The sequence below is a fragment of the Marinobacter sp. AC-23 genome (assembly GCF_001858325.1).
Taxonomy (GTDB): domain Bacteria; phylum Pseudomonadota; class Gammaproteobacteria; order Pseudomonadales; family Oleiphilaceae; genus Marinobacter.
In genome coordinates this window covers 18,751-34,458 of record NZ_MBPP01000035.1, presented here as the reverse complement: position 1 = coordinate 34,458, position 15,708 = coordinate 18,751, and the positions used below count along the sequence as shown (strand labels likewise).

Sequence of the window (15,708 nt, the reverse complement as noted above, 5' to 3'; positions counted from 1 at the left end):
TCTTTTCTTTGGCATTATTCATGCCGTTATGTGCTTCCGCTCAATCGATAACACCTGCCCAGATCCAACAGTTTAAATCTTTGCCCCAAGCCCAACAGGAGGCTTTGGCTCGGCAATACGGGGTGGATCTGGATCAGATTCAAGGAGGGGCTGCGCAAACCCGCCCGGAAGTGAATCAACAAATTTCGGTTGTCGAGCCACTTGAGAAAGGCGCAGGGCAGAATGAAGAAGATCAGGGGGCCAGCAATCCATCTAAAGAAGAGCAGGCTTTCAGCAAGAAAAACTATGGCCTGAAACCGTTTGGTTACGAATTGTTTGAAGGAAAGCCCAGCACCTTCGCGCCTGTGACCGAGATACCGGTGCCTGCCAACTATACACTGGGCCCTGGTGATGAGTTAAAAGTTCAACTTTGGGGCAACGAAAATCGTCAGTTGTCACTGACCGTGTCCCGTGATGGCACTATAGAGATGCCCGAAAGAGGGCCGGTTAATGTCGCGGGCATGAGCTTTCAGCAAGCCAGAGAAGAAATCAGCAGGCTGGTTGCAGAGCAGTACATTGGGGTGAAAGCGGCCGTATCTTTGGGCGAGTTGCGCAGCATGCGAGTGTTTGTGCTTGGTGAAGCACGCACGCCGGGGTCGTTCAGTGTGAGCTCCCTGTCGACCATAACCAACCTGCTGTACGTATCTGGCGGTATTCGCTATACCGGCTCTCTGCGTAATATACAGTTGAAGCGAAATGGCAAGGTTGTCAGCACTCTGGATCTTTACGACTTACTCCTTAAAGGCGACACCAGTGGCGACGCACGCCTACAGCCTGGAGACGCAGTATTTATTCCGGCAGTGGGCCCGCGGGTAGGGATAGATGGAGAAGTGTACCGCCCCGCCCTTTATGAAATTAATGGCGCAACCACTCTGGAAAAACTGGTGAATCTGGCAGGAGGCCTCACATCGCAAGCGTATCCGCAAATTACTCGCATCGAACGAACAAACCAGGATTTCCTGCGCATAATTGCTGAAGCCGACCTAACCAGCACAGAGGGCAAGGGTGCAAAGGTAAAAGCCGGTGACCGAATTTCTGTGGCGTCTATTGCTGATGTAACAGGCCAGTACGTTGAAATAACCGGCGCTGCGACCCGCGAAGGCAAGTTTGCCTGGCTGCCCGGCATGCGAGTGAGTTCCATAATCCGCAACCTGGACGCGGATTTGCTGCCAATCGCCGACACTAATTTCGCAGCTTTGGTCAGAACGAATCCCGAGTCCCACAAAATTTCCGTGCTAAGCCTGGAACTAAAAGCCGCCATAGCCAACCCCGGCGGCGCAGAAGACCTGATGCTGCAGGAAAAAGACCAGCTGCTGTTATTCGCTGATGAGGGAAGAAGTGAACTCACGCAAGGCACGGGTAGAAAAGCGAACGAAGTTTACCAGAGCTACAGCCGAGATACCTTGTTTAACCCCGTAGTGAAGCGCCTGAAAGCCCAGGCAACGCCTTCGGCGCCTCAGCAAACGATGATCATCAGTGGGCCGGTTCGCTACCCAGGTGAGTACCCATTGCCAGCAACCGGAAAAGTGAAAGATGCCCTTGTTATGGCCGGTGGGTTGAAGGATTCTGCACTGATGCTAGATGCAGAGTTAGCCCGCAGGAATCTGAACAACGATGGGGTAGAACACACTCAGCTGCGCACAGTCAACTTGGTTGATGCGATGAACGACCAAACTGACCTTCAGCTTCAAAGCCGTGATCGGTTGATGGTCAGATCCATTCCACTGTTTGGCGCCACACGCACCATCAAACTGGCAGGTGAAGTGGTCTACCCCGGAGAGTACACGTTTAGCGACGGCGAGACTCTCGTAGACGTTCTTAAACGCGCCGGAGGGCTTACCAGTAATGCGTTCCCACGCGGGTCGGTATTCACCCGTAAAAAATTACGCGAACTGGAAGCGCAACGCCTAGCGGAAGCTGAAAAGCGCCTGCAAGGCGACCTGTTAGGCGTCCAGCTAGAAGGAGATAACCTCGGCGGCCAGACTGCACAGCGTGTAGAGCAGGTTCAAGGTTTGTTGGGCGATGTGCAAAATAGCCGACCAGTAGGGCGCATGGTGATTGATCTTGCTTCTGTGTTGGAAGACAGCAGTTACCAGTCCATTCGCCTGCAGGATGGCGACACGCTGCACGTGCCCATTATTCCTCAGGCCGTGAGTGTGTTCGGTGAAGTGCAATTCCCCACCAGCCACCTGCACACAGCGGGCTTAACCGTGGACGATTACCTGGAACGCTCGGGTGGCCCTACCCGTCAGGCAGACGAGAGCCGGGTGTACGTGGTGAAAGCCGATGGCTCCGTGATGTTGCCGGAAAAAAGCGCATGGTTCGGTGGGCGCAGCCAACTGTTGCAACCCGGCGATACGGTTATCATGCCGATCGATGTGGATCGCCTGAACCAGCTTGAGCTTTGGACCAACGTTAGTCAGATCGTTTACCAAATGGCTCTGGGTGCTGCGGCTGTGGGGAACCTCTGATGAATCAGCGCGTAGAGTTCGAGCAGACAAGCCAGTACGCAGATGATGAAATCGACCTTAGGCAGCTTTTCGCCACCTTGTGGGCTGGAAAGTGGATCGTTATCGCGTTTACAACCCTGTTCGCAGTGGGCGGCGTGGCCTTTGCCCTTATGAAACCGAATATCTACCAGGCGAGCGTGCTGGTAGCTCCGGCTAATGATGAAGGTGGCGTTAAAGGCCTGAGTGGTCAATTGGGAGGCTTGGCCAGCTTGGCAGGCATAAATTTGGGCGGAGGCGGTTCCAATCAAACGGTTATCGCTAAAGAAGTACTGCAGTCCCGTGCATTTTTGACTGATTTTATACGCCGACATCAACTTGCGGTTCCATTGAAAGCCGTTGATGGCTGGAACAAAGAAAAGCAGCAGTGGCAGTACAATCGCGAAGTATACAGTCCAGAGGCGGAAGAATGGTTGAAGGACGACAAAGGCGAAAGCTTTGCGCCCACTGATTGGGATCTTGTGGAGGCCTTTAAAAAGAATCACCTGAATGTGAGCGAGAACAAGGACACTGGAATGCTCACTATCAGTATCAAAAACCTGTCGCCAACCGCTGCAAAAGATTGGGCAGGATTATTAGTAGCCGATATCAACGAGCACATGCGCCGGGAAGACGTAGGCACTTCCGAAGCACGTATTGCCTATCTGGAAGGCAAGCTGGAAGAAACCAGTATCGCCGGTATGCAGCAAGTGTTTTACCAGCTCATCGAAAGCGAAACCCGAACTGTTATGCTCGCCAATGCCCAGCCTGAGTATGTATTTAAAACTGTAGATCCGGCTGTAGCGCCGCAGGAAAAAAGTGAGCCGAAAAGAGCTTTGATTGTTGTGCTGGCTGTCATGCTTGGTGGCATGCTGGGTGTATTTTTTGTTTTCGTCCGTGCCTTCATAAAATCCGATAAACCTGAAGAAAAACTATGAAACTCCTGATCACCGGCGGTGCCGGCTTTATCGGCTCCGCAGTCATCCGCCACATTATCAAAAACACCCAAGATAAAGTGGTCAACCTCGACAAACTTACCTACGCCGGCAACCTGGAAAGTTTGCGCGAGGTGAGCGAAAGCGAACGCTACACCTTCGAACAAGTAGACATCTGCAACCGCGCCGAAGTAGACCGCGTACTGGCCCAACACCAACCAGACGCCATCATGCACCTGGCCGCCGAAAGCCACGTAGACCGCTCAATAGATGGCCCAGCAGAGTTCATCGAAACCAACATCGTAGGCACCTATACCCTGCTGGAAGCCACCCGCCAATACTGGCAGGCCCTGGAAGTCGAAAAGAAAGCCAATTTCCGCTTCCACCACATCAGCACCGACGAAGTCTACGGCGACTCCCCACCAGCCGATTACGCGAGCGCTGAGGCCAACTTCCCCTCTCCCCCAGCGGGAGAGGGGCCAGGGGAGAGGAGAGCAATCTCTGCCTCTCTTCACAGAAGAGACAGCCTACGCCCCAAGCAGCCCATACTCAGCCAGCAAAGCCAGCTCCGACCACCTTGTAAGAGCCTGGCAACGCACCTACGGCCTGCCGGTACTGGTCACCAACTGCAGCAACAACTACGGCCCATACCACTTCCCAGAAAAACTCGTCCCGTTGATGATCCTAAACGCTCTGGAGGGCAAGCCGCTCCCGGTCTACGGCAAAGGCGACCAGATTCGCGATTGGCTCTATGTTGAAGACCATGCCCGCGCCCTCTACAAAGTGGTCAAAGAAGGCAAGCCAGGCGAAACCTACAACATTGGTGGCCACAATGAAAAACAGAACCTTGAGGTAGTCCACACCATCTGCGATATCCTCCAGGAACTCCGCCCGCAGGAAACCAGCTACCGAGACTTGATCGCCAACGTAAAAGACCGCCCCGGCCACGACATGCGCTACGCCATAGACGCAACCAAAATCCAGAAAGAACTCGGCTGGGCCCCGGAAGAAACCTTTGAAACCGGCATCCGCAAAACCGTTCAGTGGTACCTAGGTAACTTGGGCTGGTGCCAACGAGTACAAGACGGCACCTACCAGCGAGAGCGCTTAGGGCAAACAGGCTAACGTTAATATTATCGGCAAACATTCCCTCTCCCCCGGCGGGAGAGGGCCAGGGAGAGAGAGCATCTTTAAAACTTCCACCCCCGCATCAAAATCCCAAAGGAGCAAAATTTGAAAGGCATCATCCTCGCAGGCGGTTCCGGCACCCGCCTGTACCCCATAACACTCGGCACCTCCAAACAGCTCCTGCCAGTGTACGACAAACCCATGATCTACTACCCGCTCTCCGTGCTCATGCTGGCGGGCATCCGGGACATCCTCATCATCACTACCCCGGAAGATCTGGCAGGCTTCAAACGTGCCTTAGGTAACGGCGAACAGTTTGGCGTTAACCTCAGCTACGCTATACAACCCAGCCCGGACGGCCTGGCACAAGCCTTCATCATTGGCGAAGAGTTTATCGGCGACAGCAGCGTATGCCTGGTACTCGGCGACAACATTTTTTACGGCCAGGGCTTTACCCCAAAATTGAAACAAGCCGCTGAAAGAACAGAAGGCGCCACCGTATTCGGTTACCAGGTAAAAGACCCGGAACGCTTCGGTGTAGTAGAGTTCGATGACCAAAAACGCGCCATCTCCATCGAAGAAAAACCTGAAAAACCGAAATCTCACTACGCCGTAACCGGTCTCTACTTCTACGACAACCGGGTAGTGGATATCGCCAAACAGGTAAGGCCCAGCCACCGAGGCGAACTGGAAATCACCGACGTAAACCGTGCTTATCTGGAACAAGGCAATTTAAATGTAGAAGTACTGGGTCGTGGCTTCGCCTGGCTGGACACTGGCACTCACGAAAGCCTGCTAGAAGCCGGTCAGTTTGTAGAAACGATCGAAAAACGCCAAGGCTACAAAATTGCTTGCCTGGAAGAGATTGCTTTTAACCAAGGCTGGCTCGACAAAGAACAATTTCTTCAGCAAGCAGACCAGCTCAAGAAAAACGGCTACGGCCAATACCTTCTGGACATATTGGAAGACGCTGAATGATCCCCGTCACCAAGCCCTACCTCCCCAGCCGAGACAAGCTCAACCAGTACATAGATGGCATCTATGAGCGCAACTGGCTGACCAATAACGGCCCACTACTGCAGGAACTCACCCGCCGGCTGGAAGACTACCTGGGCGTGGAAAACTTGCTGCTTGTCTCAAACGGTACCCTGGCACTGCAGATTGCTTATCACGCACTGGGTGTCAATGAACCCGTAAACGGTAAACCGTCTGAAGCCATCACCACACCCTTTACCTTCATAGCCACTGCAAGCTCCCTGAAGTGGGACGGCATAGAGCCAGTGTTCGCAGATATCAACCCGCAAACCTGGTGTCTAGACCCGAACAACATCGAAGCGGCCATCACCTCGAACACACGCGCTATCGTACCGGTACACGTATTCGGTAACGCCTGCGATGTAGAAGCCATCGATGTCATCGCTCAGAAGTACAGCCTAAAAGTCATCTACGATGCCTCCCATGCCTTCGGTGTGAAGTATAAGGGCGAAAGCCTGCTCAAACACGGCGATGCCGCCACCCTCAGCTTCCACGCAACCAAGCTGTTCCACACCGGTGAGGGTGGGGCGATTGTGTTTAAGCGCAAGGAAGACCTAGAGCGGGCGAAGACGATGATTAACTTCGGCATCACAGGGCCGGAGGCGATTGATGATTTGGGTATCAACGCCAAGATGAATGAGTTGCAGGCGGCGATGGGGCTTTGTGTGCTGGATGAAATGGACCAAATTGGTCAAGATCGGCAGGAAGTAACTGAAACGTATGATAGTCGCCTGGTTGGCAAGGTTCAGAAACAACAAACTCAACCCAACACAACCTACAACCACGCCTACTACCCAGTTGCATTAAAGGACAATGAACGCTTAACCAGAGCAATGTCCTCGCTACGTGATTGTGGAGTACTAGCGCGCCGGTATTTTTATCCCTCGCTCGAATCCGTAACCTGCTTGGGTGTTGGCTTCAAAGATTGCCCTGAGTCTAGAAATTTGGCCGAACGAATTGTGTGCCTGCCGATTTATTCCGGGCTGAGCACTGAAGACATCAGCAGAATCGCACAAAAGGTTGTAGAGGTGGGGGAGTGAATAAACCATCGTCCGGAGCTTTCTTTAGAAATTCAATTGGCTCGGCTCAGGTCATTGCTTTCCTGGAGCAAAAATACTCTTTCCAGGCAGAGCTTGCCGGTCTTGGTGATGTGCCATTAGAAGGCACCTGTGATTCGCGTAACGGCGGCCACAGACAATTGGTTTTCTCTACTCGTGAACATTTTTCCAAGGCTAAAACGCTGACAGAATCGTTAGTTTTGATCGATGATATTCCGGATGAAACCATTCAAGGGTCTAATCAATTCTGCCAGATATCTGACCCAAGAGCTGCATTCATAGATGTGCTGGAATGGCTAATCACTTCTGAAGGTTTGGATGCCCACCAACGTGGTTTCACGAAAGAAGCGACCATTTCAAACGACGCACAAGTAGCGAGCTCCGCAGTTATTGAGCCGGGGGTAGAAGTAGGTGCCGGAAGCATCGTCAGTGCCGGTGCGGTGATTAAAACCGGCACCCGCATTGGCAAAAATACGGTCATTCGGGAAAATGTGGTAATCGGCAGTGATGGCGTCACTGTATACCGTGCGAAGGATGGCAGGCTACTGAAGTTTCCTCATGTGGGCGGTGTGTGTATTGGTGACAAAACTGAAATTGGAGCCAATACCGTGGTGGCCGAGGGCATCTTGGCACCAACCTTTATTGGCAGTGAGGTTGTCATTGGTAATCTGTGCAACATTGGCCATGGCGCGATTGTAGAAGACAGTGTTTGGATGTCTGTAGGTACACTGTTAGGTGGACACACGACTGTTTGTGCCAGAGCCACCATAGCCATGGGCGTTAGCGTTCGTGACAATTTGGTGATAGGTGAGGAAGCGTCGCTGGGTATGGGGAGTGTTGTGGTTAAGGATGTCGAAGCACAGCACTCTATGTTTGGTAATCCAGCTAAGCGAATGGTAGGCCTGAAAACCGGCCCCAAGCGATAGATCAGGAGTAGTTATGCCCGAGAGCCTGAAGTTTGCCTTCAAAGGCAACAGGAATTATGTCCAAGGAACCAGTCTATTTAACGCATTGGTTCATGCGGCAGGCCAACGAGGTCTGACTGAGGGCATGATCAATGTTTCTTTCAAACGCATGATTCACAGCCCAGTCTGTGTGCTGGAGCAACGCTCACCCACCACGGACGATCCAGTAGCTGCAAAAATTTCTGGTAAAGATGGCGAAAGTTTTGGGCTATGCATCAACGAATCGTCGGAAACAGAGGTAGCTGACCGGCAGGAGTTTGATGAGCCAGAGGTGTGCCGGGGTGCAGTGCTAGGAGAAAAAAGCATCGTGCAAGAAAATCCCCACCATCAAGATCGAATTGAACTGTTGGTATCACTCTGCAAGAAGGTGCACCAGGAGTGTATTGACGATTCCAAAAAATGGGTTTTCTCCCGATATGATGGCCAGTTTCCCATTCCAGCTCCGGATAAGGTGGAACTCCGAATCACGAAACAGGTGGGTACGCGGCTGACATGCAGTGATGTACTGGTTAATGGCGAGAAAATCGGAGATATGTACTTCTCATGACAAACTCAGTGACTAAGGGGCAAACCATGCTAGGCATTCAGTCTATCGCCAGTTACCTTCCGAAAGGGCGCGTTGATAATCTGGAACAGGCGGATCGGTTTGAGACAGATCGGGAGTTCGTGGAACAAAAAATTGGTGTGACCACACTACCGAGATTTGAGGCAGAGGATTCTGTTGTTAGCGCGAGCATCGCCGCCTTCAAGAGCTTGTGTGAGAAAGTGAGTGTTGACCCAGCCGACATTGAATGTGTGGTTTTGTGCACCCAAAACCCGGATAACGGCGGCTTGCCTCACAACTCGGCTTTGGTTCATGCCGAACTCGGTTTATCGGAAGACTGTGCCTGCTTTGACATTGGCCTGGGATGTTCCGGATACGTGTATGGCTTAAGTGTGGTTCAGGCGTTCATGGCGGCGAACGGCATGAAAAAAGGGTTGCTGTTCACTTGCGATCCTTATTCCAGAATCCTGAACCCTGAAGATAAGAATACCTGCCTGCTGTTTGGAGACGCGGCATCCGTTACGCTCATCAGCGATTCACCCCGTTACACATTGTCCAGCGCTAAGTTCTCAACCAAAGGCGCTGGTAGTGAGGCGCTTCAAAAAAACAGCAACCTGCTCGAAATGAATGGCAGGGCTGTTTTCAATTTTGCTTTGCAAGATGTACCCAAACAGATCAAGCGAGTTCTGGAAAGTGCAGAGTTGAAGATGGAAGACGTTGATCTTTTTCTCCTTCACCAGGGTAGCCGCTTTATGCTGGAGAACACCATCAAGCGGGCTGGAATACCGGCTGAAAAAGCACCTATTAAACTAGCTGAAACTGGTAATACGGTATCCTCCTCCATACCACTGCTACTCGAAAAAGAGCTCGATAGCAGCCCGGGAACGATCCTTATGTCAGGATTTGGTGTTGGGCTGTCTTGGGCGACTGCAATTTACACACAGGTAAAGTAAGAGCTAAAGGAAACTGTTATGAATCGCGAAGAAGCTGTAAAGGTTGTTATGTCGATGCTGGAAAAGAATGTCGAAGGGCTGGAAATGTCTGAAGACAAAATGGGCGAAACGCTCGAAAATCTTGGTGTGGACTCTCTTGATGTGATGCTGGTGGTTATGGATGTGGGAGAGGCTGCAGGTGTAACTATCAGCGATGATGAAGCTGAGGCTTTGGATACGCCTGAAAAGATTGTTGAGTTTATTGCAAAACAATAGTTTTTGTTCACTAGCGGGGCATGTCACACGCCCCAGTGTTTCTCAATTTTTTTCGGGACTAAAGTTTATACCGTAAAAGCTTTCTTTAAACTGTGAAAATAGTACAAAAAGGTTAAGTGACGGAAGTCAGTCGCACCCCCTATAGAAGTATCTCGGAATTTCTTGACATGTATATTTTATCAAGCCCAATTATATCTTCCTTTGGAAGATAAAGGCATGAGTTCCCTAGGCTCCAAAACCACCACCGGAATTCTCTGGAATTTCAGCCAACAACTGGCCACACGCGGCGTTGGTATACTCGTCACGTTGCTACTGGCACGCTTTCTAGTGCCTGAGGATTTCGGGCTAGTGGCCATGATGGCGGTATTCCTGGCACTTGGTGGCTCCCTGATGGATTCCGGGTTTCGAGAGGCTTTGATTCGCCTGGAGAGCATCACTCAGGAAGACTATGCCACCGCATTCTATGCCAACCTGCTGTTGGGCCTGATTTCTTATGGAGTGTTGTTTGCAGCTGCCCCAGCCATCGCGGACTTTTATGAAGAGCCCCGGCTGGTAGATTTAATCCGGGTAGCATCGCTGAGCGTCATCATTATGTCGTTTCAGGTTGTGCAGGTTGCGAGCCTTAGCCGCACGCTCAACTTCAAGGCACAACTCAAAGCAAGTTTCCCGGCAAGCGTGATATCCGGTGTTACTGCGGTATACCTTGCCTATATCGGGTGGGGCGTGTGGGCGCTTGTCAGTCAAACTCTACTGAATGCATTTTTGCACACAGCATTGCTCTGGAAGATGGAAGGCTGGCACCCAACTAGACAGTTCAGTTGGCCTTCTGTAAAGGGCATGTACAATTTCGGGTATAAACTGTTTTTGTCTGGCGTGCTGGATACGGTTTTTCAGAACCTGTATGTAATCGTGATAGCAAAGGTGTTTTCAGCACCGATTGCAGGCCTGTACTTCTTTGCCAACAAGCTCAAAGAGCTGATCGTTCAGCAGTTAGTTCGTTCAATTCAGGCAGTCACTTATCCTGCGTTGGCATCGGTCCAGAATGACAATGCTCGGCTCAAGCAGGGCTACAAGAAAATAGTCATCTTGATGACCATGATGCTATTTCCCGGCATCCTGTTTACCGCCGCTGTGGCTGGCCCTATATTTGATATATTTCTGCCTGAAAAGTGGTCGCCGGCAGTGCCATATTTTCAGCTGCTCTGCGTTGCATCTGTCATGCTACCATTGCATTCAATTAATCTGAATATATTGAAAGTAAAGGGGCGGTCGGACCTGTTCCTGTATCTTGAAGTTATCAAGAAGTCGATAAGCGGTTTAGTGCTGATTGCAACCTATCGCTATGGTGTTCACGCAATCATTATCGGACAAGTTGTCACATCAGTAATCAACTATATTCCAAATAGCTACTTTTCGAGCAGACTTCTTGGTTATGGTGTAGGTGAGCAAGCGCAAGATTTTGTTCCTACATTGGTGATTAGTTTTATCGCTGCCGGTGTTGGCTATGCTTTTGTTAGAAGCTTTGAATGGCACTCTTTGGTGCTCATTATCTGCAGTTCGCTTTTAATGCTGTTTGTTTTCCTGATTTTCAATGTGCTGTTCAATAAACAGCGGTTTGAAGTAACAACTCAGTACATTTTTAGTGTTTTTCCTTGTAGGAGGTTCAGAAAGGCTTAATGGACACGTTAGAACTGAAGATTGGCTCTCCAGTACTCAGGCCGCCAAAGCCGCCGAGTGAGTCAGAAATTATCGGCGGTTGGAAGTCATTCAATAGCAAACCTGTTGTGTCGATTCTCTGCCATTGTTTCAATCATGAAAATTTCATTGAAGATGCGCTGAACAGTTTCTTGATGCAGAAAACGGACTTCCCCTGGGAAGTGATTGTTCATGATGATGCATCAACCGACAATTCAGTAGCGATCATAAGAGAGTATGCAGAACGGTACCCAACCATTATTAAGCCGGTACTTCAGGAAGAAAATCAGTTTAGCAAAGGACTAAAGCCGACCTTTTTTACCTCAAAAATGGCGCAGGGTGAATTCTTCGCGTTTTGTGAGGGTGATGATTATTGGCTTGACGAAAAAAAACTGCAGGTTCAGGCCGACTTTCTAAGAGCTAATCCAGAGTATGCAGTGTGCGGACACGATGCATTTATATTCGAAGGTGATGAGATAATTAAAGCATCGAAGCTTCCTGAGTATGCTAAGCGAGACGCAACTGGCGCGAAGCTATCTCGTGGATGGTTTATCCTGACGTTGACCGCCATGTTCCGAAGCGATTTTGATGTTTTCCCGGAGGAGCACTCCAAGATCCTCAATGGTGATGCTTTCTTGTTCAGCCGACTTGGTAAGATCGGTGGTTATAAGTATATGCCCGAATTGTTGCCAGGTGGCTATCGTACCCATGCCGACGGTATTTGGTCGCTGGTGGGCGAGCAAAAAAGAACTGCTCATAGTTTGAACAGTATGTTTTGGATTTCACAGTACTATCGGCGAGTTGGAAGTCACAAGTTAAGTATTCACTATGCGCAGCGGAGCGCTTTGTATGCTCTTGAGGGGGCCGAGGGAATGTCGCTGCTGGAGTTTCTTGCTTTTAATTACAGCCTGTTAAGGCAACTACTTCGAAAAAAGGCTGGCTGGTTGTATGAGTATTTGAGAAAACTCAAGCATGGAAAACTTCTTTAGCTGACTGTCTCCGACTAGCGAACGTTCAGCACACCATGGACAGGCACAGCTTCTTGATGGACAGGCACAGCTTCTTGAAAGGCACCGACTTCGCCAAGGTGTCCAGAAAGGCAATCAGGCAAACGGTGAACAGACTGAATAACTGACTACGAAAACGGCTGGGTTATCACACACCGGCAAAAGTTTTCTGGGGCGAATACTCAGGAGGCTTGGATACGAGCGGTGCTGCACTTAATACTTGAATCCAGGGGTGAAAGTGTATTTTTTCTTCTGGTAATGTTTATTAAAGTTTAAGGTTGTAAAAGTTAGGCTTTAAGCTTAGTGAGTTTATCTTTGATAATATATTTTTTGTTTTATATCTATACAATTAGTTGTTATGCAGTCTATCGGTTCTCTAGTGATCCTAGGAGAGTGTATTTTCTATTATCTTCGTTTTCTTGTGTTTGGCTATTTGCAGGTCTGCGCGGGAGTGTCGGCCAAGATACACTTAACTATACGAGACACTTTGAAAGGTTAATTTCTTGGCCTGAGAGGGTGGAGTATTTTGGTTATATGGAGCCATTTTTTGCGTCGTTAATGATTGTTTTTTCGGCGGTTTTTGATGATGTTTTTGCTGTATTTTTGTTTTTTTCATTTATACAGGCAGTACTTATTTTTAAGATTGTAGGAAAGATGCATCATGGTGTTTTTTTCTTTTCTTCTTACATCTTGATATTTTATGTTTCTTTGAATCTTAATGTGTTGCGAGCAGGGCTTGCATTACTACTTTTCATTCAATCCCTGTTGTTTTGTAAAACAAGAAAAGGAGGGGTTTATCTAGTCCTTGCTTTGGCGACGCATGTCAGTGTTTTCGCTTTATTACCTTTATATCTTATAAGATCTAAGGCGAGGGTTAGGGATTATTTTTTTGTTATTTTGACTTGTGCAGTTTTTGGTTGGCTTGCATGGATTTTTATGGGTGATTACCTCATATTTAAAATTCAGGTTTATGTTCTAGATATAGATTCTGGTTTTCATGTTTCCGTCTCAATGATTGCTTTGATATTTTTTGGTTTTTTTATGCTTCTTCTTGATCGTAATTTTTCATCAGAAGCAATTTTTGCCTACGTTATAATGATGGTGTGGATGGTTTTAACAACAAAGTTCTCGGTTTTTCATCGATTCTATCAAATGGCCTTTCTTGTGTTTTTATTTTTGGTGTTTGAGAAAAGAGTTTTTCGTTTTTCTGAGTTTAAGGTGAGACCATTTTCTGTGTATGCTATGTTGCTTGTAATTTATTTTACTGTGTCAACCGCAATTGGAATGCTGAATGAGGGGCAGCGGGTATACGATAGTGGAAAAGGAGATTTTGAATACACAATTGTGCCATACAGCCTTTTTTGGTTGGACAATTGAGGTTGTTGGAGATTTGACCAATTTGGCATATATGGTGATAAATAATAGTTTATCTAAGCCCCATTAGGTAGATGCTGTGGGAAATTTTAGTAACGTTATTTTAAATCTGTTACTTGTAAATTCGAATAAATTAAATTCGCTAGTTTTGGGCTCATAATAATGGAAGAAAAGGCCTCAGTAATAATTCCGGTCTGCAATCGTGAATTCGAGTTGTGCCGCGCAGTGCTCTCTGTTTTAAACCAAACGCATCAGAATATCGAGGTTGTTGTCGTTGAGAACAACTCCAAGTACCCTGAGCTGTTGCGTTCTGTTGTTGATGAATTGAACGATGAGCGCATCAAATTTCATTCACTCAAAGAATGCAAAAACGCAAACGTTGCGCGCAACTTCGGTATGTCGGTTGCAATGGGTGATTACATAGGCTTTCTGGATTCTGACGATGAATACGAGTCTGATCATATCCAGGCATCTATTCAGTTCATCAAAGAAAACGACCTGGATTTTTGTTTTGGCTCTATGCGAGTGTTTGATGGCAAGAGATTCAGATTAGGGCCGTCACGGCCCCTTGATCCAAATGAGAGTGGTCCGGATTACCTTTTTGAAGGCAAAGGATTCGAGGCTCAAACCGCTACCTATGTTTTAACGCGTAAAGCAAGTGAAAAGGTTCATTGGGATAATCATCTGGATCGACACCAGGACTGGGACTTTTTCTTTCGATTGGTTGAGGTTTGTAGAGGCGACGCAAAGATTGATCCTACTGTTATCGTCCACTGGGCGCCGGGGCGAAAGGTTCGGCTGCCTGTGAGTTCTGTGGCTCGATTTTATGGGCGGTGGTGTGGGGAGATGACTCCGGTAATGAAGCAGCGGTTTTTGTTTTCTAAGGTGCGTCAGTCGATTAGGTTGAGAAATCCTGGACTTCTGATGTGGGCTGTACCTAGATTGGTTTTTATGTTCACACCTTTTTCCGATAGATGCGCTGACCGGCGGCTATGAAGCGTCGAGAGTTCGGTTCCTAAAATTCACGCTTGTATAAACGCAGTAAAATAATCCTGTCTATGAAAATACTCCATGTTATATCCTCACCTGCAGCTGGCGGTGCGGAGACGTATGTACGAGATCTTTCGATTCTAATGCGTCGAAAAGGGCATGAGGTTCACATCGTGTTTTTGCAAACTGCGGCGGAGAGCGGAAGGGATCCTGATTTTGAGAGAAAGTTTCTGAGCTCGTTGTCTTCGGAGTCGATTACCTATTCCTTCATAGGCAAGGAGACTCGCAGAAAGCCTTGGCTTGGAGGTCTGCGGCTTCGTAGGGCTGTACAATCTTTTAACGCAGATGTCATTCACTGTCATCTTTACTATGCCCTGCTGTTCTCATTCTTTGTATTTAGAGTTCCTGTTCTTTATACGCATCATAGTTTCAAGCTTGGTTTGTCAAAGTTTGTTTATCGTCTGTTTGATCGGAAAGTGAGCGCTTATGTTGCAATCTGCAGCGCATGCAAGAAATTATTGGAAGGGCAAGGCAGAAAGGTAGTTCAGATAAATAATGCGGTTTCGAGGGGGCGAATCGCAGTAACAGAGTACCCCTGTCCGAACCCTGAGTCTGAAATAACTTGTGTTTTCGTGGGTAGCTTGCGCGCTCCGAAGAATTTGTCGCTAATGTTGAATGCTCTTAGCGCACTTGAGAATCGTAACGTTCGATTATTTGTTGTCGGCGAAGGGCCGGATAGAGATATGTTAAAAAAATTGGCCACCTCGCTGGGTATCGATCATCAAGTGAAGTTTCTTGGGAATAGGTCAAACGTTAGCCAAATTTTGGTTAAGAGCGATGTGTTTCTTATGTCCTCGGTCTGGGAGGGTTTACCGATCGCATTGATTGAGGCAACCCTGACTGGCTTGCCGGTGATTGTCACGAATGTTGGTGGGTGTGCAGAAGTGGTACACCAATGTGCTAATGGATTTGTTGTGGATAGTCTGGAAGTTGAGGACTACGCGAGTGCGTTGAAAAAAATGGTCGGAGATGCGGAAGTGAGAGCGGCTTTTTCTCGCAATGCTTTGGCGTTCTCTTCAGTTTATGAAATCGAACGGGCAGTTAACCGGCATTTGAATCTGTATAACAGTTTGACGTTGTCCGTTGTTCGTTAAGAGTGAATTTTTCTGTGGTGTCACTTTGTTAATTCTTATTTTGGCGCTCTTTTTTCTGGCCTTTTAGGTATCTTCATTGTTTTGAAGACT

General features: G+C 48.5%; 13 protein-coding genes and 1 pseudogene. All 14 read left to right on the top strand.

Annotation, left to right across the window (positions count from 1 at the left end; all coding sequences use genetic code 11):
- The first annotated feature begins 80 nt into the window (after nt 1-80).
- The 14 genes and pseudogenes from BCA33_RS12570 (at nt 81) to BCA33_RS12505 (ending at nt 15,618) form a co-directional block, all read left to right on the top strand.
- The gene (locus tag BCA33_RS12570; RefSeq protein ID WP_254774372.1) at nt 81-2,510 is read left to right on the top strand and encodes an SLBB domain-containing protein; all 2,430 of its coding nucleotides are present in this window, start codon (nt 81-83) and stop codon (nt 2,508-2,510) included.
- Nucleotides 2,510-3,463, top strand: a complete 954-nt coding sequence (locus BCA33_RS12565) for a Wzz/FepE/Etk N-terminal domain-containing protein (protein ID WP_071266337.1) — start codon at nt 2,510-2,512, stop codon at nt 3,461-3,463. Before BCA33_RS12570 ends, BCA33_RS12565 begins: the two co-directional genes overlap by 1 nt.
- Nucleotides 3,460-4,585: pseudogene (locus tag BCA33_RS12560) on the top strand (dTDP-glucose 4,6-dehydratase). Before BCA33_RS12565 ends, BCA33_RS12560 begins: the two are co-directional and overlap by 4 nt.
- Before the next feature lie 108 nt (nt 4,586-4,693).
- Nucleotides 4,694-5,566 carry a glucose-1-phosphate thymidylyltransferase RfbA gene (gene rfbA / locus BCA33_RS12555; RefSeq protein ID WP_071266335.1) on the top strand — a complete coding sequence of 291 codons (873 nt, stop codon included), beginning with the start codon at nt 4,694-4,696 and terminating at the stop codon, nt 5,564-5,566.
- Nucleotides 5,563-6,663, top strand: a complete 1,101-nt coding sequence (locus BCA33_RS12550) for a DegT/DnrJ/EryC1/StrS aminotransferase family protein (RefSeq protein WP_071266333.1) — start codon at nt 5,563-5,565, stop codon at nt 6,661-6,663. The genes rfbA and BCA33_RS12550 overlap by 4 nt, the downstream gene beginning before the upstream one ends.
- A complete protein-coding gene (locus tag BCA33_RS12545; protein ID WP_071266331.1) occupies nt 6,660-7,607 on the top strand; it encodes a hypothetical protein in 948 nt (315 codons plus the stop codon). Before BCA33_RS12550 ends, BCA33_RS12545 begins: the two co-directional genes overlap by 4 nt.
- A gap of 13 nt (nt 7,608-7,620) precedes the next feature.
- Nucleotides 7,621-8,193: a hypothetical protein gene (locus BCA33_RS12540; protein WP_071266329.1), complete on the top strand. Its 573-nt coding sequence runs from the start codon at nt 7,621-7,623 to the stop codon at nt 8,191-8,193.
- Nucleotides 8,190-9,143 carry a ketoacyl-ACP synthase III gene (locus BCA33_RS12535; RefSeq protein ID WP_217632661.1) on the top strand — a complete coding sequence of 318 codons (954 nt, stop codon included), beginning with the start codon at nt 8,190-8,192 and terminating at the stop codon, nt 9,141-9,143. The genes BCA33_RS12540 and BCA33_RS12535 overlap by 4 nt, the downstream gene beginning before the upstream one ends.
- Nucleotides 9,144-9,161: 18 nt before the next feature.
- A complete protein-coding gene (locus BCA33_RS12530) occupies nt 9,162-9,398 on the top strand; it encodes a phosphopantetheine-binding protein (RefSeq protein WP_071266325.1) in 237 nt (78 codons plus the stop codon).
- 216 nt (nt 9,399-9,614) lie between these two features.
- Complete coding sequence (locus BCA33_RS12525) at nt 9,615-11,075, top strand: lipopolysaccharide biosynthesis protein (protein ID WP_071266323.1); 1,461 nt, start codon at nt 9,615-9,617, stop codon at nt 11,073-11,075.
- Nucleotides 11,075-12,082, top strand: coding sequence for a glycosyltransferase (locus BCA33_RS12520; protein WP_071266321.1), 1,008 nt, complete (start codon nt 11,075-11,077; stop codon nt 12,080-12,082). Before BCA33_RS12525 ends, BCA33_RS12520 begins: the two co-directional genes overlap by 1 nt.
- A gap of 411 nt (nt 12,083-12,493) precedes the next feature.
- A complete protein-coding gene (locus BCA33_RS12515; RefSeq protein ID WP_175469778.1) occupies nt 12,494-13,477 on the top strand; it encodes an EpsG family protein in 984 nt (327 codons plus the stop codon).
- A 159-nt stretch (nt 13,478-13,636) separates the two neighbouring features.
- Nucleotides 13,637-14,470, top strand: coding sequence for a glycosyltransferase family 2 protein (locus BCA33_RS12510; protein WP_071266317.1), 834 nt, complete (start codon nt 13,637-13,639; stop codon nt 14,468-14,470).
- A 62-nt stretch (nt 14,471-14,532) separates the two neighbouring features.
- Nucleotides 14,533-15,618, top strand: a complete 1,086-nt coding sequence (locus BCA33_RS12505; protein ID WP_071266315.1) for a glycosyltransferase family 4 protein — start codon at nt 14,533-14,535, stop codon at nt 15,616-15,618.
- Nucleotides 15,619-15,708: the final 90 nt, after the last annotated feature.